Annotated in this window: 20 protein-coding genes; 13 read left to right on the top strand and 7 right to left on the bottom strand. The window is 65.2% G+C overall.

The features are described from left to right. Positions 1–179: 179 nt before the first annotated feature. Complete coding sequence (locus tag OIE68_RS05500) at positions 180–1,097, top strand: expansin EXLX1 family cellulose-binding protein (RefSeq protein ID WP_327098304.1); 918 nt, start codon at positions 180–182, stop codon at positions 1,095–1,097. Here OIE68_RS05500 and OIE68_RS05505 read toward each other — a convergent pair. Both OIE68_RS05505 and OIE68_RS05510 read right to left on the bottom strand, forming a co-directional pair. Continuing rightward, positions 1,094–2,785 carry an FAD-binding dehydrogenase gene (locus OIE68_RS05505; RefSeq protein WP_327098305.1) on the bottom strand — a complete coding sequence of 564 codons (1,692 nt, stop codon included), beginning with the start codon at positions 2,783–2,785 and terminating at the stop codon, positions 1,094–1,096. The two genes, OIE68_RS05500 and OIE68_RS05505, sit on opposite strands and share 4 nt — an antisense overlap. After that, positions 2,782–3,423: a TetR/AcrR family transcriptional regulator gene (locus OIE68_RS05510; protein WP_327098306.1), complete on the bottom strand. Its 642-nt coding sequence runs from the start codon at positions 3,421–3,423 to the stop codon at positions 2,782–2,784. Before OIE68_RS05510 ends, OIE68_RS05505 begins: the two co-directional genes overlap by 4 nt. 187 nt (positions 3,424–3,610) lie before the next feature. On the opposite strand from OIE68_RS05510, the gene OIE68_RS05515 reads away from it, so the two are divergent. From OIE68_RS05515 to OIE68_RS05535, 5 genes are all read left to right on the top strand, one after another. Then, positions 3,611–4,633: a zinc-binding alcohol dehydrogenase family protein gene (locus OIE68_RS05515; RefSeq protein ID WP_327101579.1), complete on the top strand. Its 1,023-nt coding sequence runs from the start codon at positions 3,611–3,613 to the stop codon at positions 4,631–4,633. A 183-nt stretch (positions 4,634–4,816) separates the two neighbouring features. Then, positions 4,817–5,476 carry a cutinase family protein gene (locus tag OIE68_RS05520; protein ID WP_327098307.1) on the top strand — a complete coding sequence of 220 codons (660 nt, stop codon included), beginning with the start codon at positions 4,817–4,819 and terminating at the stop codon, positions 5,474–5,476. Between the two features lie 98 nt (positions 5,477–5,574). Continuing rightward, positions 5,575–7,275, top strand: a complete 1,701-nt coding sequence (locus tag OIE68_RS05525; protein ID WP_327098308.1) for a bifunctional metallophosphatase/5'-nucleotidase — start codon at positions 5,575–5,577, stop codon at positions 7,273–7,275. Positions 7,276–7,579: 304 nt separating this feature from the next. Continuing rightward, positions 7,580–9,610 (top strand): SDR family oxidoreductase, encoded by a 2,031-nt coding sequence (locus OIE68_RS05530; protein ID WP_327098309.1) that lies wholly within the window; start codon positions 7,580–7,582, stop codon positions 9,608–9,610. A 225-nt stretch (positions 9,611–9,835) separates the two neighbouring features. Then, positions 9,836–10,558, top strand: a complete 723-nt coding sequence (locus OIE68_RS05535) for a GAF and ANTAR domain-containing protein (RefSeq protein WP_327098310.1) — start codon at positions 9,836–9,838, stop codon at positions 10,556–10,558. Between the two features lies 1 nt (position 10,559). On the opposite strand, the gene OIE68_RS05540 is transcribed toward OIE68_RS05535, so the two are convergent. After that, complete coding sequence (locus tag OIE68_RS05540) at positions 10,560–11,321, bottom strand: GAF and ANTAR domain-containing protein (RefSeq protein WP_327098311.1); 762 nt, start codon at positions 11,319–11,321, stop codon at positions 10,560–10,562. A 328-nt stretch (positions 11,322–11,649) separates the two neighbouring features. Here OIE68_RS05540 and OIE68_RS05545 point away from each other — a divergent pair, with 328 nt between their 5' ends. Continuing rightward, a complete protein-coding gene (locus OIE68_RS05545; RefSeq protein WP_327098312.1) occupies positions 11,650–12,369 on the top strand; it encodes a GAF and ANTAR domain-containing protein in 720 nt (239 codons plus the stop codon). A gap of 330 nt (positions 12,370–12,699) precedes the next feature. Beyond that, a complete protein-coding gene (locus tag OIE68_RS05550; protein ID WP_327098313.1) occupies positions 12,700–13,230 on the top strand; it encodes a sigma-70 family RNA polymerase sigma factor in 531 nt (176 codons plus the stop codon). A 341-nt stretch (positions 13,231–13,571) separates the two neighbouring features. Here OIE68_RS05550 and OIE68_RS05555 read toward each other — a convergent pair whose 3' ends face one another. After that, the gene (locus OIE68_RS05555; protein ID WP_327098314.1) at positions 13,572–15,380 is read right to left on the bottom strand and encodes a hydroxysqualene dehydroxylase; all 1,809 of its coding nucleotides are present in this window, start codon (positions 15,378–15,380) and stop codon (positions 13,572–13,574) included. Between the two features lie 75 nt (positions 15,381–15,455). On the opposite strand from OIE68_RS05555, the gene OIE68_RS05560 reads away from it, so the two are divergent. The 5 genes from OIE68_RS05560 (at position 15,456) to OIE68_RS05580 (ending at position 20,438) form a co-directional block, all read left to right on the top strand. Further along, the gene (locus OIE68_RS05560) at positions 15,456–16,115 is read left to right on the top strand and encodes a TetR/AcrR family transcriptional regulator (protein ID WP_327098315.1); all 660 of its coding nucleotides are present in this window, start codon (positions 15,456–15,458) and stop codon (positions 16,113–16,115) included. A 115-nt stretch (positions 16,116–16,230) separates the two neighbouring features. After that, positions 16,231–17,583 (top strand): polysaccharide pyruvyl transferase family protein, encoded by a 1,353-nt coding sequence (locus tag OIE68_RS05565; protein ID WP_327098316.1) that lies wholly within the window; start codon positions 16,231–16,233, stop codon positions 17,581–17,583. After that, the gene (locus OIE68_RS05570) at positions 17,580–17,834 is read left to right on the top strand and encodes a hypothetical protein (RefSeq protein WP_419150681.1); all 255 of its coding nucleotides are present in this window, start codon (positions 17,580–17,582) and stop codon (positions 17,832–17,834) included. Before OIE68_RS05565 ends, OIE68_RS05570 begins: the two co-directional genes overlap by 4 nt. Positions 17,835–17,987: 153 nt before the next feature. After that, on the top strand, positions 17,988–19,223 hold the full coding sequence (gene trpB, locus OIE68_RS05575; protein ID WP_327098317.1) for a tryptophan synthase subunit beta: 1,236 nt from the start codon (positions 17,988–17,990) through the stop codon (positions 19,221–19,223). Between the two features lie 39 nt (positions 19,224–19,262). Next, a complete protein-coding gene (locus OIE68_RS05580) occupies positions 19,263–20,438 on the top strand; it encodes a hypothetical protein (protein WP_327098318.1) in 1,176 nt (391 codons plus the stop codon). Here OIE68_RS05580 and OIE68_RS05585 read toward each other — a convergent pair. Genes OIE68_RS05585 through OIE68_RS05595 form a run of 3 tightly spaced genes read right to left on the bottom strand, consistent with a single transcriptional unit; the run spans position 20,397 to position 26,641 of the window. Continuing rightward, positions 20,397–24,680 carry a type I polyketide synthase gene (locus OIE68_RS05585; RefSeq protein ID WP_327098319.1) on the bottom strand — a complete coding sequence of 1,428 codons (4,284 nt, stop codon included), beginning with the start codon at positions 24,678–24,680 and terminating at the stop codon, positions 20,397–20,399. The two genes, OIE68_RS05580 and OIE68_RS05585, sit on opposite strands and share 42 nt — an antisense overlap. Continuing rightward, positions 24,677–24,943: an acyl carrier protein gene (locus OIE68_RS05590; protein WP_327098320.1), complete on the bottom strand. Its 267-nt coding sequence runs from the start codon at positions 24,941–24,943 to the stop codon at positions 24,677–24,679. The genes OIE68_RS05585 and OIE68_RS05590 overlap by 4 nt, the downstream gene beginning before the upstream one ends. A gap of 27 nt (positions 24,944–24,970) precedes the next feature. Beyond that, the gene (locus tag OIE68_RS05595) at positions 24,971–26,641 is read right to left on the bottom strand and encodes a fatty acyl-AMP ligase (RefSeq protein ID WP_327098321.1); all 1,671 of its coding nucleotides are present in this window, start codon (positions 26,639–26,641) and stop codon (positions 24,971–24,973) included. Positions 26,642–26,694 lie beyond the last annotated feature (53 nt).

Genomic DNA, 26,694 nt, shown 5'->3' on the forward strand with positions numbered 1-26,694 from the left:
GTGAACCTTTTCCGATCTTCGCCGCCGAATGCTGGCTATTTGCCATTGGATTGCCGACATGTGCCTGTTTCACTACGGAGATTTTTCGTTCGAGTCATGCGTCGCGGGTCGGCCTGCTTTCCTGATGGAGTCAGGATGGAGAGTCCGCGAGCAGGGTGAGCCGGAAGTCGGTGACAGCGGTGCACCGAATACCTATCGAACACCAGCACTTCCGCTCGGGCTGGCTGTGGTTGCCCGTTGGCGTCTTGCTGACTGCGGCGGCGGTCGTGGTCTGGATCGCCAGACCCGAGCGACAGTCGTCCTGCACAGCGACACCTTCGGTCCCGGATACCGGGACCGAAACCTCGCGAATGATGGTGGCCAGCAGCAGTACCGGCATTGCCAACTGGCATACGGTGGACGCGTCGCCACCCACCCGGCCGGGGGAGGCGCGGTACTACTCGTTCGGTCCCGGTCCCGCGTGTTCGTTTGCCGGACTGCCGACGAATGGCTTCTACGTGGGCGTCTCCACGCGGGAATACGGTCACGCCGATCTGTGCGGTGCCTACCTCGACGTGCACGGTCCGCGCGGTGATGTCCGGGTGCTCATCGCCGACCGCTGCCCGGGATGTGCTCCTGGACAACTGGATTTGAGTACGGCCGCATTCGAACAGATCGCTGACCGGTCCGACGGCGTCGCGCAGATCCGCTACTCCGTGGTCCGCGATCCGCTGCCCGCGCCGGAGCTGATCTACGAGCTGAAGCCGGACTCCTCGCCCTCCTGGCTGGCCATGCTGGTGACCGGATCGGGAAATCCCATCCAGCGGGTCGCTTTACGGTCCGCTGCGGACGGGCCGTGGCATGAGCTCAATCGAGGCATGGACAACTACTGGACGATCAGCGGCGCCGGGCCGGGTCCGTTCTCGGCACAGGTGACCGATGTCCGCGGGCATCAGGTGGAGATCACCCGGATCTCGTTGGAGCAGGGCGAGCGGTACACCGGCCTGAGTCTCTATACCGAGCCTGTCCCGGAACCTCTGCCCGCGCCCACGCCGGAGATCACGAACACGACACCGCAGCAGCCATCCAGCATCGCCGCGACGGGCTGTGCGAACTAGCTGGGTTTCGTTGCCAGCGCCCGTCCGGCGGCGCGGCCGGAGAAGATACAGCCACCGAGGAAGGTGCCCTCCAGCGCGTTGTAGCCGTGCACACCGCCGCCACCGAATCCGGCGACCTCGCCTGCGGCATACAGTCCGGGCAGCGGGGTGCCATCCGGTCGCATCACCTGCGAATCCAGATTGGTCTGCAGTCCGCCGAGGGTTTTGCGGGTCAAGATATTGAGCCGCACCGCGATCAGCGGCCCGTTGGCTGGATCGAGGATGCGATGCGGTTTGGCCACGCGGCCCGCCTTATCGCCGAAATACCGGCGCGCATTGTTGATCGCCATCAGCTGCGCATCCTTGGAGTACTTATTGGCGACATCACGATCGCGGGCGACGATCTGCTGTTCCAACTCGTCGAAGTCCAACTGTGGGCCGCGTGCGATCTTGTTCATGCCATCGACCAACTCGCGCAGGGTATTCGCGACCACGAAGTCGACCCCGTGCTGTTTGAACGCCTCGACCGGACCGGGCGCGCCCTTGGCCACCCGGCTCTTGAGGGTGAGTTTGAGGTCCTTACCGGTGATATCCGGATTCTGCTCCGAGCCCGATAGCGCGAACTCCTTCTCGATGATCGACTGGGTGAGCACGAACCAGGAGTAGTCGTAGCCGGTGGCCAGGATTTCCTTCATGGTCGAATTGGTGTCGAAGCCCGGGAAACACGGTGCGGGCAAACGCTTTCCATTGGCGTCGAACCACAGCGAGGACGGACCGGGGATGATCCGGATGGCGTGATCGGGCCAGATCGGATTCCAGTTGTTGATGCCCTCGGTGTAGTGCCACATGCGATCGCGATTGACGATGGCGCCGCCCGCGGTCTCGGAGATGCCGAGCATCCGCCCGTCCACATGTGCGGGCACACCGGAGATCATGGTCTCCGGCGCCGGACCGAGCCGTTCGGTGGGCCAGTTGCGGCGGATCAGCTCGTGATTGTGGCCGATACCGCCGGAGGTCACGATCACCGCCTTGGCACGGAATTCGAAGTCGCCGACTACATTTCGTGACGAAGCCCGACCGCGTTCCAGATCGGTCTGCTCGAGCACGCTGCCGCGCACGCCGACCACCGCACCGTCCTCGACGATCAACTCGTCGACCCGATGCCGGAAACTGAAGCCGACCAGTCCGCGGCGCTCACCCTCGAGCACCGGCTCCTGGAATACCCGCACCACCTCGGGGCCGGTACCCCAGGTGAGGTGGAAGCGCGGCACCGAATTGCCGTGCCCATCAGCGAAGGCACCGCCGCGCTCGGCCCAACCGACCAGTGGCGTCACCCGTAGACCCAACTCGTGCAGATAGTCCCGCTTCTCGGTGGCCGCGAAGCGCACATAGGCCCGCGCCCACTGGCGGGCCCAGTAGTCCTGGTCCTCACGATCGAAACCCGCCGAACCGAACCAATCCTGCAGTGCCAGTTCGTAGGAGTCCTTGATGCCGAGGCGGCGCTGCTCCGGACTGTCCACGAAGAACAATCCGCCGAGCGACCAGAAGGCCTGGCCGCCGAGGTTATTGCGATTCTCCTGGTCCAGCACATGCACCTTGCGGCCGGCCTTGACCAGTTCGTGGGTCGCCACGAGCCCGGCCAGGCCCGCACCGACGACGATGACATCTGCCTCTTGCGTGAATTCGGGACTCGGGTCGGTCATGGTCATCCTTCGGTCTCGGTGCTGTAGGCCAGCACGATGTGGCAGAAAAGGTCGGTGCGTCGCATGCGCACTTTGCGGCTGCGGGGTTCCATCAGCACCTGAACGGCGGTGCCGTCGTGCACCGCGACCAGGGCCTGTCCGAGCGCGACGGGATCGGGCACGGTCCGGCCGACGCGGGCCAGTGCGGCGACGATCGTCGGCATCAGCGCCGCGACGATCGCCTCCTCGCGCCCGGCCATCACCTGCCGCAGGCTTGGTGTGCGCAGCGCGTGCGAGGTGAATTCGGCGGTGATGCGAAACCAGTCCTCATCGATCGGCACGGCGCGGTCCAAGCGTTCGACCGCGGCGCGGATATCGGCGATGCCGTCGACCGAGAAGCCGTCGAGGGTCGCGCGGATACCGGCGATCATGGCGGCCGATCGCTGCTCCCACATGGCCAGGAACAACTCGTCGAGCGAGGTGAAGTTGGAGTAGAAGGCGCCACGGGTGTATCCGGCCCGTTCGCAGACGCGCTCCACCGAGGCGCGGCCGAAGCCCTCTTCGGCGAAGACCTGATACGCGGCGGTCAGCAGGCGTTTACGTGTCTCGGTGCGCCGGCGGGTCACCCGGCGCACCGGGGTATCCGCATCGGTGGTCGAGGCCAACGTGCACCTCCTCGGGCATCCGGTCCATTCGATACAGCAATGTATTCAATACAGAAATGTATCAGAAGGCCGACTCACGTTCGGCGGAACGGATGAACCAGCGCGGTCGGCAGGGATAATCCGAAGAGACCGTTCCCCCTGTCGGTGAGGAGTGATCGGCTTGAATGCGAGTGCGGCATCCACGGGCATGACCGGCTGGCGAGTACGACGGCCGGGACCGATCGATGGCGGACCGCTCGACTTCGTTCGCGAAGCGGTGCGCGAACCCGCGGCCGGTGAACTCTCGGTGCGGGTACTGGCCTGCGGGGTCTGTCGCACCGACCTGCATGTCGCCGAGGGGGATCTGCCGGTGCATCGGCCCGGTGTAGTGCCGGGGCACGAGGTGGTGGGTGAGGTGGTGGCCCAGGGGCCGGGATCCGCTGGGGCACTCGGATCTTCGGCTCCCGAGTTCGCGGTCGGTGATCGTGTCGGTATCGCCTGGTTGCGCCACACCTGCGGCATCTGCCGGTACTGTCTGCGCGGCGCGGAGAATCTCTGCCCGAATTCGGAGTACACGGGCTGGGACGCGGACGGCGGTTACGCCGAATATGCCACTGTCCCAGCGGCTTACGCTCACCGGCTGCCCGACGGATACAGCGATATGGAAACCGCGCCGCTGCTGTGCGCCGGGATCATCGGCTATCGGGCGCTGCAGCGTGCCGATGTGCCCAGGGGTGGACGGCTCGGGATCTACGGTTTCGGCGGCAGCGCGCATATCGCCGCGCAGGTGGCGTTGGCGCGGGGTGCCGAAGTGCATGTGATGACCAGGGATCGGGCGGCGCGCGAGTTGGCCGCCGACCTCGGCGCCGCCTCGGTGCAGGGTGCGGCGGATCGGCCTCCGGTGCAATTGGATTCGGCGATCTTGTTCGCGCCGGTCGGCGAGCTGGTGCTGCCCGCACTGGAAGCGCTCGATCGCGGCGGCGTCCTTGCCATCGCGGGCATCCATCTCAGCGATATCCCGGCGCTGAACTATCAGCGGCATCTGTTCCAGGAGCGCGAGATTCGCTCGGTGACTGCCAATACCCGCGCCGACGCACGCGAATTCCTCGCGCTGGCGGGCGAACACCGAATACATGTGACCACAACGGGGTACTCCCTCGGTACGGCAGATCGAGCCCTCGCGGATCTCGCACACGGACGTTTCACCGGCGCAGCGGTTCTCATCCCATAGGCGCCCGAATCATCGTGCGCGGGACCGGATTCCAGGACACGATTCAGCGCTGAACCGGTCTCGCTTCAGCTGAGTTGCTTGACGCAACTCTATATCGTTCTTACCTTCGCAGATATAGCCAAGTGACGCTTGTCGCTGACAAGCGTCACTTGGCTTCTCACAACGGCGTGAGAGGTGATCACGATGGAAATCCGGAAGGTAAGAATTTTCGAGAAGTGGCGGCTGGCACGGGTATTCGCTGTGCTATTGCTCGTCGCTACGGCGGGGGTGGTGACCAGCATCGGCGCGCAGGCACGGGCGGACTGTGCCGCGGTCGATGTGGTCGTCGCCAGAGGCACCGGGGAACCCGGGTGGCTGGGCTCCGTCGTCGGCGACCCGCTGTATGGCACGCTGCTCCAAGCACTTCCGGTGAGCAGCAGCGCTTACCGGGTGGACTATCCCGCGGACCTGCTCGACCCCACGTCGCTCAGCCGCGGCACCCAGGACATGACCGACCATGTCATTCGGCAGTCGCAAATGTGCCCGGATCAGCAGTTCATCCTGGTCGGCTACTCGCAGGGCGCGGCCGTCGTGCACGGTGTCGTCGGCACCGGCATCGTGACCGCGCTGCCCGGGATCTACGTGCTCCCCGGCGATCTCGAATGGAAGGTCTCCGCGGTTCTGCTGTTCGGTGATCCCCTCCGCCTGATCGGATGGGGCGTCCCCGGTAACTACGCCTGGAAGACCGCCGATTACTGCACCGGTGGTGATCCGATCTGCGGTGGCGGCTTCGACCCGAACCAGCACGGGAACTACGGCTGGGCATTCTGGCCGGCCGCGGATTTCGCGGCGGGCCGGGTATAACCGGGAAATCCGCGCGGCGGGGTCGAGCACCGACCCCGCCGCCGGTGTGTTCGCACGAGATTCATGCCGATGGCACCCGGGCGTGGGACAGTCTGAATATGACAGCGCACCGTCGCATCGGCATGATCATTGCGGGACTCGTGAGCATCGCCCTGGTGGCGGGGTGCGGTACCGCATCGGACAGCGGTCACCCGACCACCTCGACGGCCCCGGGAGTGATCCCGCTCATCTCGACCGACGATCTGCGCGGCGCGCAGTCGGATGAGGTACATCTGTTCGGGCTCAACGATTTCCACGGCAATCTGCAACTACCGGCGAGTTCGAACGGCAAGATCGCCGGATACGACGCGGGCGGTGCGGCCTACCTCGCCACCCATCTGGCCCGGTTGAAGCAGGCGTATCCGGCCAGTGCCGTGGTGTCGGCGGGCGACAATATCGGCGCGAGCCCGCTGGTCTCCGGACTCTTCCACGACGAGCCGACCATCACCTTCCTGAATTCCATCGGACTGGCCGCCTCCTCGGTGGGCAATCACGAATTCGACAGCGGTGTCGTCGAATTGGCGCGACTGCAGCAGGGCGGATGCGCGCTCGCCGGATGCTCGCCCGGCGCGCCGTTCACTGGAGCGAAGTTTCCCTTTCTGGCCGCCAATGTCACCGGTGCGGACGGTAAGCTGCCGCCCACGCTGCGGCCGTGGACGATGCTCGAGGTCGGCGGACACAAGATCGGTGTCATCGGCACGGTGACGCCCGAGACGGCGAGTATTGTTCTGCCGGAAGGTATTCGGGGCTACACCTTCGGCGACGAGGTCGCGGCGATCAATCGCTATGTCCCCGAGGTGAAGTCGGCCGGTGCGCAAACGGTGGTGGCGTTGGTGCACGACGGTGGTGTGCAGAAAACAGTCCAGAATGCGGCGGTCGACTACAACGGTTGTGCGAATATCTCCCCCGAGGTCACCGCATTGGCAACCGGTGTCGATCCCGCGGTCCGGGTGCTGTTCACCGGACATTCGCATCAGCCGTATGTCTGCACCATCGATGGCAAGGTGGTCACCCAGGCCGCCTCCTACGGTCGGCTGATCACCGATGTCACCCTGCGCTTCGGCGCCGACGGTGTGCAGGCATCGGCGGTCAACCGGGTGGTGACCCGGGAGGTCACTCCGGACGCGGCCACCACCTCGCTGATCGACTTCTATGCCGAGCAGGCCAAGCCGCGCGCGGAGCGGCCGGTCGGCGTCGCGGCGGCGTCGCTGCCACACGAACCGGCGGGCTCCGGTGAATCGCCGCTCGGTGACGTCATCGCCGACTCGATGCTCTCGGTCACCGCGGCTGCGCCCGCATCGGCGGTCGCGGCATTCATGAATCCGGGCGGTGTGCGCACCGATTTGAAGTCCGGTCAGATCAGCTACGGCGATATCTACAGCGTGCAGCCGTTCGGCAATCAAGTCGTCACCGTCACCATGACGGGCAGTCAGGTCCTGCGTCTGCTCGAACAGCAATGGAGCAACGGCAAGACGACCGTGCTCTCGCCCGCCGGGCTCACCTACACCTATGTCGAGTCGAGTCCGAAGGGCGGCAAGGTCGTCGCCGACAGCGTGCGCATCGGCGGCCAACCCCTCAACCCGGTCGCCACCTACCGCATCACCACCAACAGCTTCCTGGCTTCGGGCGGCGACGGTTTCACGGTCTTCACCGAGAGCACCGACAAGACTGTCGGGCCCGTCGATCTTGATGCTTTCGAGACCTACCTGAAGGGCCGCCCCCCGCTGGAATCGCCGCCCGCCCGCGCCGGGAAGCGCTGAGCCGGTGGGCAAACGCGGTGTCCCGATTAAGGTTTCGCGTTCGGGCATTATCTGAAAACTGTTGTAACACACAATATTAGCGACGCCCATTGGTGACCATTCACACATCGCCCTGGGCCGTCGTTCGCTTGCCCGGGGCTAGCTGCGCCGATTAAAGTTACCCACCAGTAGGGCAACGGTGTTCCTGCATTGGCTCAGCAAACTGTTGGCTGGAAGCCGAATCAATGATGTCCGCATTCACTGCTGCATGCCGGGCGCGCATGTGTGACAACTCAATTCGAGTGCGACAGCAGGAGGAAATGCGATGACGACTTTCATCGTGACGGGCGGAACCGGATTCTTGGGCCGGCGGGTGGTTCAGGAACTGCTGGCGGCCGATTCCGAAGCCATTGTGCATGTGCTGGTTCGCACCGCGTCGGTGGCGAAATTCGGTGAACTCACCGCGGGCTGGACGGGTGGCGAACGCGCATTTCCGATGCTCGGTGATCTGACCGCCGAAGGTCTCGGTTTGATCGAGGACGCGCCCAAGGCCGACCATGTGATCCACCTCGGTGCGGTCTACGACATGACCGCCGACGAGGAGACCGCGCACGCGGCCAATGTCGCGGGCACGCGCTCGGTGCTGGAACTGGCGCGCGAATTGGGTGCGGTACTGCACCACGTCTCCTCGGTGGCCGTGGCCGGTGACTACAAGGGCAAGTTCTTCGAGGAGGATTTCGACCTCGGCCAGCAGCTGACCTCGCCGTACCACCGGACCAAATTCGCCGCGGAGAAGCTGGTCCGCGAATCCGAGGGCGTGCGCTGGCGGGTGTATCGGCCGGCGATCGTGGTCGGCGATTCGCGCACCGGTGAGATGGACAAGATCGACGGTCCGTACTACTTCTTCCCGGCCATTTCGCGCCTCGGCGCATTGCCTGCCGAACTGCCGATGTTGCTGCCGGATCTGGGTGCGACCAATATCGTGCCGGTCGACTACGTGGCGGGCGCGATGGTCGAGTTGGTGCGCCGCAAGGGGCTCGACGGGCGCACGTTCCACCTGGTCAACCCCGAGCCGCAGCCGTTCGGCGAGATCTACGGTGCGCTCGCGGCCGCGGCGGGTGCGCCGACCGGAATCGGCACGGTGCCCGGCAGCGGGTTCGCGCTGAACGGGCTCGCCCACCTCCCGGGTGTCGCGACCGTTCGCGATTTCCTGTTGGCGCAGATGGGAATTCCGGCCGAGGTCGCACCGCACACCTCGTTCGCGGCGGAATTCGTCTCCGACTCCACGCGGGCACAGTTGCGCGGGACGGGGTTGGCGGTGCCGTCGTTCGACAGCTATGCCGAGCGGTTGTGGCAGTACTGGGCCGAGAACCTGGACCCCAACCGGGGTCGGCCCGGCGACAGCGGTGATGCGCTGGACGGTCGCGTCGTCCTGATCACGGGGGCGTCCTCCGGTATCGGCCTGGCCACCGCCCATGCCGTCGCGCAGCGCGGTGCGACCGTGCTGATGGTGGCGCGCGGTGTGGACGATCTGCACGCCGCGGCCGAGGCGGTGCGGGCCGATGGTGGTGTCGCCCATGCCTATCCGTGCGATATCACCGATTCCGACGGCGTGGACGATTTGGTCGCCGCGGTGCTCGCCGATCACGGTCATGTCGATTATCTGGTGAACAATGCGGGACGGTCGATCCGTCGCTCGGTGGTCAATTCCACCGACCGCATGCACGATTTCGAGCGGACCATGGCGGTCAATTACTTCGGTGCGGTGCGACTCATTCTCGCGCTGCTGCCGTCGATGCGGGCGCGGCGCTTCGGACATATCGTGAACATCTCCTCGATCGCCGTGCAGACCAAGGTGCCGCGCTTCGCCGCGTATGTGGCGAGCAAATCCGCGCTGGACAACTTCAGCGAGATTGCTGCCGTCGAAAATCGGGATGCGGGAATCACTTTCACCTCCGTACGCATGCCATTGGTGCGCACGCCGATGATCGCGCCGACCGATATCTACCGCTCGCTGCCGGTGCCGGATCCCGACCGCGCCGCCGCCATCGTGGTGCGCGCCATCGAGGATCGCCCGCACCGCATCGACACCCCGGTCGGCACCTTCGCCCAGGCGGTCGAACTGCTGATGCCGTCGGTCAAGCGGACGATCATGCACCAGGGGTTCCGCTGGTTCGGTGAATCGCATGCGGCACAGGGGAAGCAGCAGGCAGTGGCCCCCACCGCCGCCGACGACGCGGATCAGGACTCCGGTCGCAATGCGCTGTCCTACCTCGCACCGGTGGTACTGCCGCTGATGACACTGCCCAGCCCCGCCGCGCGGGTCACCCGGGTAATCCCCGGCCTACATTGGTGATAGATCCCATCATGGGCTGATCGTCCCGACGCGAACCGCGTGCTGCGGCGAGCGTGGGACGTTCGGCCCTGGTGTGGACGATCGGTGTTTCGTATTCTTGCGATGCCGACCAGCCGTATTTCCTGCCCGTAGTTGCGGTCCAGTGCCGGGGTGGTGACGAATCCTGGGACAAGGACCGTCGAACTCGTGGCAGGGATAACGGTCGTGAAAGTTCGTAGGAATGGTGTGGGGCAGTTCGATCAGTTGACCGATGAATTCTTCTCGGCCCTCGAGTTTCTGAAGAAGCTGTCGGCCGAAGGCGGTGAGATGACCGCCCTGTGCGGCGCCTGTGTGCGGGTGCTGCCGGTGCAGCGTGCCGCGATCCTGATCCAGGAGCGCGATGCCGGGCTGCAGCCGTGGGCCACAAGTGATTCGGTCGCGGCGCGGGTGGAGGCGGTGCAGGCCACCGCGGGGCAGGGGCCGGCCGTGGACGCCGCCGTCGCCGGTGTGCCGGTGCTGGTGGCCGATCTGGCCGAAACCGATGTGCGGTGGCCGGGTTTCGCCGATGAATTGAACCGCGTCGCGGTGGCCGGGGCGGTGGTCGCGGGGTCGATGGTCGCGGTGCCGTTACAGCTGGGTGTGGTGCATTTCGGCGTCCTCGATCTATATCGGGCCGAACCGGGCAAACCGGAACCGTACGTGATTTCGGCGGGGCTGCATATCGCCGATCTGGTCATCGCGCAGTTGGTGGCCGGATCGGCGAAATCCGCGCACGCCGCCGCGCAATGGTGGGATCAGCCGCTGACCAGTCGCACGATCCACCAGGCGGCCGGAATCGTCCTCGCACAATTGGATATTCGCGCACCCGACGCTTATGCGCTGCTGCGCGCCTATGCCTTCACGCACGGGCTGTCGCTGGCCGAGGTCGCGGCGCTGGTCGTGGACGACCGGCTCCGCTTCGATACCTGACTCAGTCCGTCGCGTCCGCACGCAGATCGATGCGACCCTCGACAATGTCACCGGCGATATCGGTGAGTCGTCGTCCGGTGGCGCGGGCATGTCCGCGCATGATTTGGAACGCACGATCCATATCCCGGTCGCCGCGCTCGGCGAGCACACCCTTGGCCTGCTCGATGGCGACGCGCGTGTTCAGCGCGGTCGGAAACTGCGCCTGGATCGTCTCGCCCTGTGCGAGCAACACGTATTGCGCGATGCCGACGGCCGCGATATCCGCGAGGATCTGCCCGATGCGCAGATCCAGCTGTCCGAGCGCGGCGGCCGAGGTGGCAAGGATCGTGAGCGCGCCGATGCTGTCGCGGTGCAGCCGCAGTGGCACGGCATAGGCGGAGCGATACCCCGCGGCCGTTGCCGCGGGGGTGAACTCCGGCCACAGCTGCCCGTCGGCACGCAGATCGGGGACCGATACCGCCGCCCTGTTTCGATAGGCATGCAGGCTCGGTCCCTCGCGCTGTAACAAACCGAGCAGTCGCGACGACTCGTTGGTTGAGGCGAGTACTTGTAGCTCACCGCGTTGGTCGGCTAGCAACAATCCGGCATCAGTAGCGTCGGTGACTTCGGTACAGGTCTCGAGCAGCTGCTGACACAGTTCGATAACGTCGAAATCGCTCGCCAGCGAGTCGACCGCGCGCACAAGTGACCGTAATAACTGGATCGAATCCGGCAGCGGCTCGGATGATCGGTCGTGCTGCCGATCGTCGAATCGGGGCGCCATTGCAGTCTCCCGGTCGCGGTGATTGCTACTCGCCGCAATGCGGCACATTTAACGGAGAGAATTCAGCGAAAATAAGCCTCACCGGGCACATCATTGTGGCACGGTCAGGTCGAGCCTGTCCTCCATCGTGGCATTCGGATAGTAGTCATGTCGAACACCATCTGATGGCCGGTCAACGGAATCCGATGAGTAGCTGGATATTTCACAGGAGCATGGTGGTGTCGAAATTGTGGTGTGTTACTTCGCTTAGCCATACCATGGAAACGTCAGCAAGTGCGGCGCGGGACTTGAGGGGACGACCGACTTTCGCACGTACGGGGTGATTCGGGTGTCTGACAACGAGGTGCTGGTTGCCGCGGCAGCGCGGCTAGCCGAGCTGCTACCTGCGATCGGTGACACAGCGGAGATGGTGCGCCAGCTCATGAACAGCGCGATCGTCGCGCTCGACCTGGTCGGCTGCACCGTCATGCTGATGCCGGACGAGGCGCTCACGCCCGACGAGCGCTCCCGGATGGCCGCCGCGGCTCCGGACGAACTGGTGGCCATGGAACTCTGTCAGCATCGCAGCGAACGCGGTCCGAGCGTGGACGCGTACCGGTCCGGCAAACCCATCGCGATCGACGATATCGGTCGATACGGCGAGCGCTGGCCGGAGTTTGCCGCCGAGGCGGTCCGGCACGGGTTGTCGTCGCTGGCCGAGATTCCGATGCGGGTCGGCGAGACCACGGTCGGTGCGCTCGGCCTGTACGGTCCGAGCCCACGGATCTGGACCGACCAGGATCTCTTGGTGGGCGGACTGTTGGCGAGCATGGCGACCGGCCACATCGTCAATTCCAACGCGCTGCGCCGTCAGCAGCGTTTGACCGCGCAGTTGCAGCATGCGCTGGATTCGCGGATCGTCATCGAGCAGGCCAAGGGTGTGATCGCCAATGCCCGGCGGACCACGCCGGAGGTCGCGTTCGAACTGATCCGCACACATGCTCGCAAGAATCGGGTCGCCGTACATGCGGTGGCGAAAGGGATCGTCGAGCTCGGCCTGCGCGTCTGAGTAAATTCATTACTCCGCGAAAGTGCATGATCATTTGCGCGCGGCGCGGTAATGTGAAAGTTGGACTATCGGCCCCAGTCCCCGGCCGGATCCCGTTCTCCGCCAGTGCCGTCCATGCCCTCGACGGTCTGCTTCGACGCACATTCATACGTCGAAATCAGCCTGCATGTCGCATCACTTGTTTGTCTGGGGGCAATCGTGATCCTGCTCGTTTCATCTCGGTCCGAACGCAATTCACATCGGTCCGAACGACCTCCAACCACTTTGCGGTCCGTTGCTCGTCCGCTTCGTAATCGGATTGATATCGAATCCGATGGTGTCGATGCAGAATTGGTACATCGCATCGGCGACGGCGATCAAGAGGCCTTCGCTCAGTTCTACCGACGCACTCGCGGTTTGGTCTATCGCAGGGTGCTGGCGATCGTCCGTGACCGTGGGTATGCCGAAGAGACCTGTCACGACGTCTACCTCGAGGTGTGGCGCTGTGCGATCGGGTTCGACGAGCGCCGCGGGTCAGTGCTCACCTGGTTGCGCATGCTGGCCCATCGCCAGGCCGTGGACCGAGTTCGGCACGAGCGCGCCACCATGGACCACAATCACTCCTGGGGCAGTCGCGACTATCAGCCCCCTACCGATGTGGTGGCCGAGGAGGCAGTGCGGCACGACGAGAGGGACGCCCTGCGTCGCAGCCTCACTCATCTGACCGCACTCCAGCACGAATCCATCGCGCTCGCGTACTACTCCGGACTCAGCTATCCCGAGGTGGCGGCGCGTCTCGGGGTCGGTCTCCCCACGGTCAAATCCCGGATCCGGGCGGGGCTCGAGCACCTGAAGACCGACCTGTCCGAACCGCTCAACTAGCGCCTGGTCAGACTGCCCGTGCCGACGGTGCAGGGCGCGCTGTGTGTAGGCGCCGTCGCCGGGCAGATTCATGATCGCGATATTGGTCAGCGAGCCGGTGTCGGGGTGGTCGTAGTTCCATTTGCCGAGATAGGGCCGGGCCGGAGTGGTCGGCGTGCGGGTATCGAGGCATCCTTCGAGACGGAGGTGGATGATGGGACGAGCCCGCTATCTGAACTCGCTTCCCGCGCAACAGTCTAGGGGAGTTCGATGGTTTCGACGGGTCGAGATCAACTTCCGACCAGGCGAATGACCAGTCCGCTCTCGGTCCGCCAGCCCTTCGAGCGACCTGCAAGCTGTCGCTAGCGGAGATCGAACAGATTGGGCTGACCGGCTCTATATCGACCGGCATCCATTTGGCGGAACGGCTCGAAAGCGGGAATCGAATCGCGAGTGAATAGTTGGGCGCGGGCGGCGGGGGAGCCGGAGGCGTCCAGGAGTGCGTTCACCGCGGTGCGCCCCGCCTCGTTCGCGCCCTCCATGGTCGCCAGATCGAAGTTGGTCCGCACGTAGTCGGCGGCCAGGAACAGATTCGGGATCTGCGTGTGCGCGGTCGGTCGATCGGCCCACGATCCGATCGTATTCACAAGCAGCGGTTCATCATTCGTATTCTGTCCGTCCGCCCACTCGATACCGGGATCGAGCATCCACTCGCGGACGATGCCGTCCTGCAACTGGATTCGGCCGTCGTCGTTGAGCGCGGCGCTCATTTGCGCCCAGGTCTCCTGGTATATCTCGTCGCGGGTGCATTCCTTGGCGGTCTTGCCGAACAGAATGCCCGGGGTATCCCAGTCGGCGATATCGATGGTGAGGCCGTCGACGATCGATCCGTCACCGTATTTCGCGGCGTAGTCGACATCCCAGAATGCCCGCTGGGTATAGGAGGTCAGCCGCCACGGTGCGTCGAGATAGATGTTGTATCCCTTACCTAGGTCCAGCTTTTCGGTGACGAACATCTGCATGCCGTTCATCCAGTCGACGGTCAGCGCATCCATTCGGCCGAGCGCCGGATCCAACTCACGGATTTCCGGTGACCACAGCCGACGGGCCCGATCGGTCGGTACCGCGCAGACATACCAATCCGCGTCGAACACCTCGGTGCCGCCATTCGGGCGCCGAATGCGCGCACCGCCGATGCGGCCGTCAGCCACCACGAATTCCTCGAGCGCGTGGCCGGGCCGGAATTGCACACCCATGCCTTCCAGCAGCGAAATCCACGGATCGAGCCAGGCCTCATTGGTGGGTCCGTTGAGCACCTCGTAGACCTTCGGGCCGCCGGTCAGTTCCTGCAGCAGTGCGATGAAGAAGCCCTCCATCATGTTGCCCATGGTCCTAGTGCTGGCCACATATTCCTTGGCGGCCACCAGGGCTCGTGTCAGACCGGTGGCGGCAAGTGCCTGGAACTGCGCGGATCTGCTTGCCGCGCCGACATAATCCCACCAGCTGACATGTTCCCACTGGCCGAAGCGTCGCTCCTCGCACGAGGTCAGATAGGTGACGACCCGCCCTGCCATATACATGGCCTCCGGCAGCGGAACGAGATTGTTCTTCATGAACACCTCGACCAGGATGCGTTGCAACCCTTCCGGTGTGAGCGCCTGCGCGGGATCGAAATAGAACCCGAACATCAGTGGAAAGCCATCGGGCAGATTGCCCGCCCGCGGATAGCGCGGATCGCTCACCGAGAACGGAATCAAATTGTCGTATACCGACTTTCGGGTACCGGGCAGCGGAATGCGGTGCATCGTGTCGTGCACGTGGTGATAGAACGAGGTGAATCCGCGCGCACCGTGTTCGCCGGGTAGCGGCGCGCGGCCGCCGACCCCGGTGCCCGGCAGCGGAATCGTGCGGGATTTGCCGCCGAGTTCCTTGCGATCGAAAACCGTTACCGCGAAACCGCGTTCGGCCAGTTCATGCGCCGCGGTCAGACCGCCGATGCCCGCGCCGAGCACCGCGACGGTATTGCGCGTCGGGCCGTTTCGGCGTCGCGGCGTCGGCTCGGCTGCCGCGATTCCGGTCGATGTCGCCAATCCCGCGGTGCCCGCCACCGCGGCCGCGCCGCGTAGCAGCGAGCGTCTGCTGATCTGGCTGTCCCGATGCTGAGTTGTCACTGCAGACCCCTAAATCTGACTATTCCAATCGTCATATTTATCAGATCGCGGGTCAGCATGGGAGACAATGCGAAGATGACGATGCAGCGACGCCCGGTGCGGACCTATGGCGGTATCGGCGCGGAGGACCGAGTCGCGGCGCGGCGTGGCAAACTCCTGGAAGCCGGGCTGGAGCTGTTCGGCACGCGCGGATATTCGGCGACCGGCGTCAAGGATCTGTGTCGCGCGGCCGGATTGACCGACCGGTACTTCTACGAATCCTTCTCCGGCACAAAGGAACTGTTCGCCGCGGTCTTCGACCATGTCATCGACGAGCTGTTCACGGCCGTGGCCACGGCGGTCGAGGCGACGAAGCCGCGCGGGACGCGCAAGTTGCGGGCCGGGATCGGCACGTATCTCACCGCATTGGCCGAGGATCCGCGCAAACTGCGCATAGTTTTCGTCGAACCCACCGCGGCCGGCGCCGAATACCGGATGCGTGAAGCGCTGTGGCGCTTCGCCCGATTGGTCGCGGCCACGGCCACCGAAGCACGGCCGGATGTTCAGCCGCCCGCGGAGATCATCGATATCTTCGCGCTGTCGGTGGTCGGGATGCTGGAGCGGGTGATCGTGGAGAAGCAGGGCGGTCGGTTGGATGTGCCGATGGACGATCTCATCGACTATTGCGCGGCCTTCGCCGGAGCCTCGTTGCGCGCGGTCTACAGCGGCCAGATCGCTGAGCGGACAACGGATTAGCCAGCTGGCCCACATCGATCGAGTGCGGTAGATTCCACATCGAGTTCGTGCCGGGCGCGGACCGACCCGCGGGGGACAAGCGGGAGGGACTAGGACAGTGGGGACCAAGGGGTCTGTGGCTGAGCGCATCGATATCGGCGAACGGGAGATCCGGGTGCTCGTCGAGAACGGCGAGTACTGGCTGCGCAATCGCGGCGATATCGCGATGATGGTGGTTACCGTCGAGCGGATCCGTGCGCATTGGCCGCGGGCGCGCATCGGTGTGCTGACCCATCAGCCCGGTGTACTACAGGGTCTGGTGCCGGAGGCCGAGCCGATCTGCGGGCCCGACTGGCGTTGGGGATCCGACGGCTGGCAAGGAGTGTTATCGCGTACCGCGGGCACGAAAGTGGTTGGGCCGGCGGCATTGTGGTGGCGGGCGACCACGGATGGACCGAAGGATCGGCTGCGGGCGATCCGTGTACGCGGTCGCGGCGAGATCGATGACGTCGAGGCGAATCCGATAGCGCCTGAACTCGAATTCCCGGTGGAGATTCCGGCGGCGGTCGAACAGGCCTCGCTGGTGCTCGCGATCGGCGGCGGCTATCTGACCGATGTCGACCGCTATCAGGCGCACCGCACCCTCAACCTGCTCGAATACGCGTCCGCGCATGGTATTCCGACGGCACTGATCGGGCAGGGTATGGGACCCATGCGTGATCCGTATCTGGTCCGCCGCGCCGCCGAGGTGCTGCCGACGGTCGACTTCGTCGCGCTGCGTGAAGGACGGCGTGGCTCGGAGTTGCTCGGCAAATTCGGTGTCGAGTCGGACCGGGTGCTGGTCACCGGCGACGATGCGGTCGAATTCGCCTATCGCAGCCGCGATGCCAGGATCGGCACCGAGATCGGCGTATGTCTGCGTGTCGCGGACTATGCGCAGGTCAGCCTCGAAGCCCAGGAGATCGTCGGGCAGGTGGTGCGCACCCGTGCCGCGGAGTTGGACGCCGGGCTTATGCCGCTGATCATTTCCGAATACGCCTCCGAGGACCGGCTTTCGACGCTGCCGCTGTTGGTGGGGGCGGATAAGGCGCTGCCGCCGGTCGGTCGCGGTGGCACTCCGGCCGATGTCGCCCGGCAGGTCGGGCGGTGTCGCGTCTTGGTGACCAGTGCCTATCATCTGGCGGTCTTCGCGCTGTCGCAGGGGATTCCGGCCGTCGGTATCACCGCCTCGGAGTATTACGACGACAAATTCCACGGGCTGGCGCAGATGTTCGGGACCGGACTGCGCGTGGTGCACCTCAACGATCCCGAACTGGAACAAGAATTGACCATGGCGCTGGACGAGCTGTGGGACGATGCACCTGCGCTCCGGGACCCGCTGCAACAGCGAGCGGTCGAACAGATCGACGCAGGCCGGAGTGGTTTGGCACGGGTATTCGGGTTGGTGGAAAACGGACCGGTTCGGTCGGTCCCACAATCAGGGGGATGACTGTCGTGACGATGACCGAAATCCTGGCCGCCTGGCGTAATTCGTCGTTCAACCTGTGCAGCCAGACCCCCACCGTCAGCAAACTGACCGATATGTATCGCTTCCATCACCGCATCGCGAACGACTACCCGGAGCTGGTCCACCGCGGCGATGTGCTGGCCGGGGATGCCCGCCTGGCCAAGGCCGCATTGCACCGCCCGCGAGTGCGCACGGTAGCCACCGTCCGCAACCGCCCGGATCTGCTGGTCTGACACATGAACTGGCAGTTTCGCCGAGCTGCCTATGCGGTGGATCCCGGATCGGCAAACTAAAGAGTCTGTTAACTAATCCGTTGCGGGCGCGCGCCCTGGGGCGAGTCGCAGTAGACATGTGCTGAGGACTCGCGGCAGGAAGCGTTGGTGTGGATGGTTATTGATCATGTGACGCCGGGCGCGTTGCTATCGAGCACACTTCCGGACGAGCGCGGGCGGTTCGGTGAGTTCGGCGGCAGGTATGTTCCCGAAGGTCTGATGGCGGCGCTGCTGGAATTGGAACAGACCTATGCGGTGGCGCGGGCCGATGCCGGATTCCGCGACGAACTTCGTGAATTGCTGCGTAGCCGGGTCGGCCGTCCCACGCTGTTGCATCAGGTGCCGCGCTTCGCCGAGTTGCTCGCGGTGCCGGGCGTGCGGGTGTATCTGAAGCGCGAGGATATGACCCATACCGGTGCGCACAAGATCAATAACGCACTGGGCCAGGGATTGCTGGCCAAGCGGATGGGCAAGACCAGGATCATCGCCGAGACCGGTGCCGGTCAGCACGGAGTCGCGGTGGCGACCGTCTGCGCGATGCTCGGCATGACGTGCGTCATTTATATGGGCGCGCACGATATGCATCGCCAGGCCTCCAATGTCATGCGGATGACGTTGCTCGGCGCGGAGGTGCGTCCGGTGGAGACCGGCAGCCGCAGACTCAAGGAGGCAATCAGCGAGTCGGTGCGCGATTGGGTGTCGAACCTCGACACCACGCACTACCTGTTCGGCACCTCGGCCGGGCCCGCACCGTATCCGATGATCGTGCGCGATCTGCAAACCGTCATCGGCCGCGAGACCCGACTGCAGATCCTGAAATCCGAAGGCCGACTACCGGATTACCTCGTGGCGTGTGTCGGCGGCGGCAGCAATGCCATCGGCCTGTTCCACCCCTTCGTCGATGAACCGGAGGTCCGGTTGATCGGTGTCGAGGCCGCGGGCCTCGGCGTCGAAACCGGGGTTCACGCGGCCACCCTCAATGCGGGCAGTCCCGGCGAAATGGACGGCGCCTACAGCTATCTGCTGCAGGACGACGACGGACAGGTTACGCCGACCCACAGCATCGCCGCGGGCCTCGACTATCCGGGCGTCGGCCCGGAACTCAGCTACCTCAAGGACATCGGTCGCGTCACCTACCGCACCGCCACCGACGCCGTGGCACTGCGCGGCCTGCACGCCCTCACCCGCACCGAAGGCATCATTCCCGCCCTCGAATCCGCCCACGCTGTCGGCTATGTCCTCGAACTGGCCGAACGCGGTGACCTGCCTGCCGACTCGATCGTGGTGCTCGGACTTTCCGGTCGCGGTGATAAGGATCTCGCCATCGCAGCGGAGCGGCTGGCGGGATAACCTCTTCGCCGGACGGATGCCGCATGCCAGGATGGCCGAATGACCAACGGAGCGAGCCGAGTTGCCGAGCATATGGTCGAGCTGATGATGGACTACGGCCAGTTCTGCATAGACGGCGGTTTCGGCGATCCGGATAACGAAATCGACCTGCTGGATCAGGCGTTCGCGCAGCAGCCGTGCGCCGGGGATGGCACCGTCCTGCTGGTGCTCAGCCCGCATCAGAATAACTTCGAGATGTCGATCGCGGTACAGGTGTGGGATGGCAGGCCGCCGAACGATCGTGACGACTGGCAGCAGGTATGCGAAGGCCGACTACGTGTCGATTCCGATGGGACACTGAGCATCTCGTCGCCGACGGACGGGTGGGCGGACCCGTGTCCGGTGCCGCCCGGCGATTATCTGATCGAAGTCAGTGGTCGCGGATTCGTGAACTACGGATGGCCGGGGACCACGACGCCCGGTGATATCTGGCGGATTCGGTTGTGGCCCGACGACGGCGACGACCTGCTGCCGCACCGGCAGTGGGATATGCCGGGATACGGAGTTCCGGAAAATGTGCCGATATCCGAGCGGACCGCGCAGGAGGAATTCGCGGACGAGCAGTGGGTTGACGTCATGGATGCCACCGGCACGCGACGCATCCGAACCAGTGAACTGGACGCGGAAACTGCGGCGGCCGAGCGCGTGAAATGGGGCGGCGATCCGATACCGGAACTGCGCGAATACGTTTCGGCGGCGGAGCTGGCTCGCTTCGACCGCCCGCTCGCCGAGGCGATCGCCGCGATGGATGAGCCGACCTTGCGGCGGCTGGCTCGACGGTGCGCCGTCAAGGCCTGCGAGTTGGCCGATATCGCCGAAAGGCCGTGGATAGCAACGGGATTGATGGCCTTGTGCGAAGGGCGACCGCTACCCGCGCCGTTCGACGACATGCCGACCGCCTTCGAGCGACTGGAGGGCGAGGAGTTCGGCCCCGCCGAGGACAATTCGCGCCAACTCGTCGCAACCATCGGCGAATCGACGCGTTCGCAGACGAATCCCTTCGATATCGGTCCCGTACATCGCCCCTTCTTCGCACTCGGCGCCATCGAGCACGCGACGAATCCGGATGCATTGGCCGCGGCGATAGCCACACTGCATACCGCCGCACTCACCTTCGGTGCCGATGCCCCGGTGCTATTCGGCGAAATCGGCAGCGAGTTCCGCTCGGTCGGCTGACCGAAGCAGGGCCAACTCCTCGGCGAGGATCTTCACCGTGTCGCGAATCTGGTCCTCTGTGTGGCATGCGGTGACGAAGAAGCGCAGGCGGGCAAGGTTTTCCGGGACAGCGGGGTAAATAATCGGGTTGACGTTGATGCCGCGGCGCAACAGCGCGTTCGACAGTGTCAGTGTCTGCAACGAGTCGCCGATGATGCAAGGGATGATCGGTGTGTCCGCGCTGTCACCGGTGTCGATACCGGCGTCGCGAGCCAGGCGCAGGAACAGTTGTGCGTTGTGCCGCAGGCGATCCAGTGGTGTGCGGTCGGTGCGCAGTTGGCGGATCGCCGCCGCCGATGCGGCCGCGTTCATCGGGGTCATGCCGACGCTGTAGACGAATCCCGGTGTGGTGTATTTGAGGAAGCGGATCAGCTCGGCGCTGCCCGCCACATAGCCGCCGCATCCGGCAAGCGCCTTCGACATGGTGCCGGACCACAATTCGACATCGCCGCGATCGACGCCGAAGTATTCGCCGATCCCGCCGCCGCCGGCACCGAGCACACCGATGCTGTGCGCCTCGTCGATCATCAACAGCGCTTGGTGCTTCCGCTTGACCTCGATGATCGCGGGCAGATCCGGAATATCGCCGTCCTGGCTGTAGACGCCCTCGATCAGGATCAGCACGCGGCGATACTGGTGCCGGATTTCGGTGAGCAGCTGGTCGAGTGCCGCATGGTCGTTGTGCGGGAACGGCCGCCGCGTCGCGCCGGACAGTTTGCAGCCCTGCAGGATGCTGTCGTGCGCGAGGCTGTCGTGGATCACCAGATCCTCCGGACCGACAATGTGCCCGATGATCGTGACGTTCGTCGAATGGCCGCCGACGAGTGCGATCGCATCCTCGGTGCCGAGCAACCCCGCGAGTTCGGCCTCCAGTTCACGGTGCACCGGCTTTTCACCGGAGAGCACGCGGCTGGCCGAACACGAACTGCCGTAGCGGGCGACCGAATCCTGGACCGCCGTCACAACTGCCGGATGACCGGACAGGCCCAGGTAGTTGTAGCTGGAGAAGTTGAGCACGGGCGCGCCGTCGATCACCGAGGTGTCCCGGGTGACGCCGTCGTTGATCAGGAAGTACGGATTCGACAGCCCGAGTGCCTCCGCGCCGGAGAGCCGATCGGCGATCGCCCGCACCTCGGCGAAGTCGGAGATCCGATACTCCGGCGCGACGGTCACGCGCTCGGGTTCCGGCGCGGCGGGTGCGGGCGCAGCGGGTGCAGGCACAGCGGGCGCGGGCGAAGCGGCGACCTGATCCGCGACATAGCCGATGACATCACCCAGTGTCGTCGTCGCTGTGAACCAGCTCGGATCGATGGTCAGTCCGGGAAGTTTGCGGACGAGTCCGCCGAACAGGTCGGTGAGCATGATCGAATCGAGTCCGAGGCCGTCGGTGATCGTCCGGTCGTCCCGCACTAGGTCGGCCGGGAAGCCGCTGACCCGGGCCACCTCCGCGCGCACGATGCCGGCGACCGCCTCCGGGCTGACCGACGACCGCTCGGTGTCCGGCAGCGGTGTCCGGATCTCGGTGGATCCCGTCGCGACACTGGCCAATACGGCGGCCTGCTCGCGGAAGAGTGCGATCAATTGATCCATAGTGGTTGTTGCCTCAGGGGTTGTGGAAGTCGTTGTGTGGGTGGGGGGTTCGACCCAGAATCGGTGTTCGGTCGAGAACTCGTAGGTCGGCAGGCGGCGACGGACTCGTTGCGCCGGTGCGTAGAGTCGATCCCAATCGGGGGTGAAACCGTCGCGGTACAGCGCGGCAAGGGTCTGCGTGAATTCGGTGCCGGTCGCACCCGGTCCGGGGCTGGGCGCGAGGCAGCGCGCCGCCAGCTCGGGCCGAATCCGACCGACCAGCGCCGCCAGGACCTTTCGCGGGCCGATCTCGATGACATGGCTGGGCTCGGTGCCTAGTGCCGCCTCCACGGCGTCGGAGAATCGGACGGTGGCACAGACGTGTTCGGTCCAGTACGCGGCGTCCATCGGCTCGGAAGCATCGAGCAGGCGTCCGCGTACGGTCGAATAGACGGGAATATTCGGTGCACGGTAGACGCAGTCGCGGGCGATGGCCTCGAACTCCGCCAGCATCGGTTCCATCAGCGGGCTGTGGAACGCGTGGGAAACGTTGAGCGCCTTCGTGATCACCGCACGAGCGTCGAGTGCCGCCCGGATCCGCTCGATCGCCACGGCCGGACCGGAGAGCACGAGATCTGCCGCACCATTGACGGCGGCGACCGCAACCAAGGGTTCCTCGGCGAGCAGATCGGCCACCCGGTTCTCGGCCGCGCGTACCGCGAGCATCGCACCGCCCGTCGGTAATTGCTGCATCAGCCGACCGCGCGCGACCACCAACCGACACGCGTCGTCGAGGTCGAAAACTCCCGCCACCGCCGCGGCCGCGAATTCGCCGATGCTGTGCCCGATGAGCCATGCGGGCCGCACGCCCGCGTCGGCGAGTGACCGGGCGAGTGCGTATTCCATCGCGAAGATGGCGGGTTGTGCGAGGTCGGTGCGGTCGATATCGATGCTCTCATCGAGCAGCAGGTCGCGCACCGAGCGATCCAGGTGCTCGATCATGCAATCGTCGACCGCCCACAGGGCGTGCTGGAACAACGGGTTCGTCGCGTCCAATGCCCGTGCCATACCGGCGAATTGCGAGCCCTGACCGGTGAACATCCAACCGGTGCCGACCGCTTGTGCCACTCCGATTTCGGGTTCGCCCCGCAGGCGTGCGATAGCGTCGGCACGATCGGTCGCGACAATCGCCATTCGAGTGCGCCCGGAAGATTTGACCTGGTTACTGGTCCAGCACAGCTGCGCGAACCGATCCTCCGGTACCGTCGCCAATGCGTCGGCGAGGCGAAGCGCGTTGCGCCGCAGTCCTTCCTGATCATTCGATGACAGCGTGAGTACGCCGCCCCCGGACGCCGCCGGAGCCGGCTTCGCGGGTGCGCTGGCCAGCACGATGTGCGCATTCGTACCACCGATCCCGAAGCTGCTGACCCCGCCGAGCGCCGGTCCGTGCAGCGGCATCGGTTCCGCGACCAGGCGCAGACCATGGCGACTCATCCGCAGCTGGGGGTTTTCCTGCTCGGCGAATCTCGTCGGCGCGACTACACCGTGATGCAGACCGAGCGCGACCTTGATCAGTCCGGCGACGCCCGCAGCGCCCTCGGTATGGCCGAGATTGCCCTTGATGGAACCGATGCCGCAGGGTTCGGCTCGGTTCGCCCCGTGCAGTGCGCCGAGCGCCTTGACCTCGATCATGTCACCGAGAATCGTTCCGGTGCCGTGCGCTTCGATGAAGTCCACGTCCTCCGGCCGTACACCGGCCCGCTGATAAGCCTCGGTGATCACTTGCTGCTGTGCCCACCGGTTCGGCGCGGTGATGCCGTTGCTGCGGCCGTCGGAGTTGACCGCGCTGCCCTTGATCACCGCGTAGATCGGCAGCCCCTCGGCCACCGCATCGGCCAAACGCCGCAGCACGAGCACGGCGACACCCTCACCGCGCACGATCCCATCGGCGTTGCCGCTGAACGGTTTACAGCGAGCATCGGGTGCGGAAAGGCCCGCCTGGGTGTAGAACACACCGACGGCCGGGGTGAGAACGAGGTTCACGCCACCGGCGACCGCCTGATCGCATTCGCCGGAAGCCAGTGCACCACAGGCGAGATGGACCGCGACCAGCGATGACGAACAGGCGGTATCGACCGCGATACTCGGACCGCGGAGATCGAGCTGATAGGACAGCCGGTTCGCGGTCATGAAATACCCGTTGCCCGAACCGTGCTGCGGTGTGATGGCGGCGTAATCGCTCATCTGCAGGTTCGCCCATTCATTGGCCATCACACCGACGAAAACCCCGGTGCGGGTGCCGGACTGGGCCCGTGGATCGAGTGCGGCATCTTCGAATGCGCGCCAGGTGGCCTGCAGCAGCAGGCGCTGTTGCGGATCCATCGCCTCGGCCTCGCGCGGTGCGATACCGAAGAATTCGTGATCGAACGCGTCCGCGTCGTCGATGAATCCGCCGCTGCGGGTATTGATGGTGCCGGGTGCACCGGCAGGGTCGTGGAAGTCGTCGGCATGCCAGCGGTTCGCGGGCACCTCCGAAATGGCGTCGCGTCCGTCGAGCAGCAGCTGCCACAGTGCGGCAGGATCGGGTGCTTGCGGGAATCGGCAATCCAGGCCGACGATCGCGATGTCCGTCATGCGGCCACAGCGAATTCGGCGGCCAGATATCCGGCGATATCGGCGATGGTGGGGTAGTCGAAAACCAGGGTCGGGTCGACGTCGAGTGACCACCGGTCCTCGATCTCGCCGCACAGGGTCACCGCCGAAGCGGAGTCGAGGCCGAGCTCGGCGAGCGGAATCGCCGGATCCACTTGGTGCGGTGCACGTTCGGTGTAGTCGGCGACGCGCTTCACGAGCCAAACCTGGATCGTTGTCGGGCAGGTGGCAGCGGTGTCGAACATATTCGGCTCCTCGGCGGTACGGGTCGGTCAGACGGTCAGTGATCGGCTCAGTGCCGGTTCGAGATCTTCGTGCAGGACACCCTCGATGCGATCCCCCAGGAACGCCGCCCGCATCGAGCTGCGCTGGACCTTGCCGCTGGTGGTGTGATGCACCGAACGGGTTTCTACGAGAACGACATTCGGCGCGGGCACATCGAACCCTCGGGCGACCGCGATTTTGATCGCCGAGGTCAGCTCGTTGAGTGTGGCGTCGCCCAGCAGTGCCTTCTTGATGCCATGCAGCACGACCATTCGTTCCCGGCCCCCCGCGTCGACGGATACGGCGACGCCGACGCTGCCGGCGAGTGCCGGATGCAGCTCGCCCACCAGTTCCTCGACGTCCTGGGGATAGAGGTTGCGGCCGTTGATGATCAGCAGATCCTTGAGCCGACCGGCGACGAACAGCTCCTCGTCGTGCCGCAGACCGAGATCACCGGTGCGCAGGAACGGCCCCTCGGTGCCGATGTGCGCGTCGAAGGTCTCGCGGGTCTCGTCGGGACGGTTCCAATAGCCGGCCGCAACACTCTCGCCGCGAATCCAGATCTCGCCGACAGTGTTGTCCGGCACCTGTTTGCGCGTGTGCGGGTCGACAATGCGGATGTCGAGACCGCGCGCCGCGCGTCCGCAGCTAACGAGCCGGGTATCGCGTCCGGCGTCGAGGTAGACCGGTGCCGCGTCGATCCGTCCGTAGCTGGCGAGCAGCGTCACCTCCGCCAGGCCGTAGGCCGGCACGAATGCCGTGGGCTGCAATCCTGCGACCGCGAACCGCTCGTTTACCGCCGCCACGGTCCGTTCGCGAACCGGCTCGGCGCCGCACAACGCGGACCGCAGACTGCTGAGATCGAGATCTGCCAGCTGCTCGTCGGTTACTCGGCGCACGATCAGGTCATATGCGAAATTCGGCGCGCCGGTGTAAGTTGCTCGATACTTGCTGATGGCCTGCAGCCAGCGCACTGGACGCTTGAGGAATGTCATCGGCGACATGAACACCAGATTCCCGCCGGAGTACACCGCCCCGAGCAAAAAGCCGATCAGGCCCATGTCGTGGAAGTGCGGGATCCAGGCGACACCGGTCGCGGTATCGTCCAGCCCGCCACCGACGGCGATGGCCGCCTCGTTGTGCATAAGATTGCCGTGCGTCACGACGACGCCCTTCGGGGTGCCCGTCGATCCCGAGGTGTATTGCAGGAATGCGATCGTCCCGGAGTCGATATCGGGCATCTGCCAGGCGTCGGGGTCGCCGAGCGGGCCGTCGGTGGCGGCGACGACCGCGGTTGTGGTCGCCGCGACCAGTGGCTGGAACTGGGTGGTCGTGAGCACCAACCGGGCGCCGGAGTCCGCGATTATGCCCGCTAGCCGGTCGGCGCTGCGCTCGTAGTTCGGCAGCGGCGCGGGAACGGCCACGACACCGGCATACAGGCAGCCGAGAAATGCCCGCAGAAACGCCATACCGTCCTGGTAGAGGAGCACAACGGGCTGCGCCGACTCCGGACGATCGGCCAACCAAGCGGCCACGGCCCTGGCGTCGCGATCGAGTTCGCGGTAGCTGACGATCTCCTCGATGAGCTCGCGACCGGCCTCACGCAGGTAGGTGTAGGACCTCGTATCCTCGTATTCGCATACTTGCTGCCGGACGTGGTGGACGTAACTCGGCTGCATACTGTGTATTCCTTCGGGGAGAGGCGACATCGGGACTACATATGACTGTCGTC

This window comes from Nocardia vinacea (genome assembly GCF_035920345.1).
In the GTDB taxonomy this organism is placed as follows: Bacteria; Actinomycetota; Actinomycetes; order Mycobacteriales; family Mycobacteriaceae; genus Nocardia; species Nocardia vinacea_A.

Coding starts and splice junctions, on each gene's coding strand:
- OIE68_RS05505 (WP_327098305.1), bottom strand. CDS start 2,785: ATGACCATGACCGACCCGAGTCCCGAATTCACGCAAGAGGCAGATGTC.
- OIE68_RS05515 (WP_327101579.1), top strand. CDS start 3,611: ATGACCGGCTGGCGAGTACGACGGCCGGGACCGATCGATGGCGGACCG.
- OIE68_RS05520 (WP_327098307.1), top strand. CDS start 4,817: ATGGAAATCCGGAAGGTAAGAATTTTCGAGAAGTGGCGGCTGGCACGG.
- OIE68_RS05525 (WP_327098308.1), top strand. CDS start 5,575: ATGACAGCGCACCGTCGCATCGGCATGATCATTGCGGGACTCGTGAGC.
- OIE68_RS05530 (WP_327098309.1), top strand. CDS start 7,580: ATGACGACTTTCATCGTGACGGGCGGAACCGGATTCTTGGGCCGGCGG.
- OIE68_RS05540 (WP_327098311.1), bottom strand. CDS start 11,321: ATGGCGCCCCGATTCGACGATCGGCAGCACGACCGATCATCCGAGCCG.
- OIE68_RS05560 (WP_327098315.1), top strand. CDS start 15,456: ATGACGATGCAGCGACGCCCGGTGCGGACCTATGGCGGTATCGGCGCG.
- OIE68_RS05570 (WP_419150681.1), top strand. CDS start 17,580: ATGACTGTCGTGACGATGACCGAAATCCTGGCCGCCTGGCGTAATTCG.
- trpB (WP_327098317.1), top strand. CDS start 17,988: ATGGTTATTGATCATGTGACGCCGGGCGCGTTGCTATCGAGCACACTT.
- OIE68_RS05580 (WP_327098318.1), top strand. CDS start 19,263: ATGACCAACGGAGCGAGCCGAGTTGCCGAGCATATGGTCGAGCTGATG.
- OIE68_RS05585 (WP_327098319.1), bottom strand. CDS start 24,680: ATGACGGACATCGCGATCGTCGGCCTGGATTGCCGATTCCCGCAAGCA.
- OIE68_RS05590 (WP_327098320.1), bottom strand. CDS start 24,943: ATGTTCGACACCGCTGCCACCTGCCCGACAACGATCCAGGTTTGGCTC.
- OIE68_RS05595 (WP_327098321.1), bottom strand. CDS start 26,641: ATGCAGCCGAGTTACGTCCACCACGTCCGGCAGCAAGTATGCGAATAC.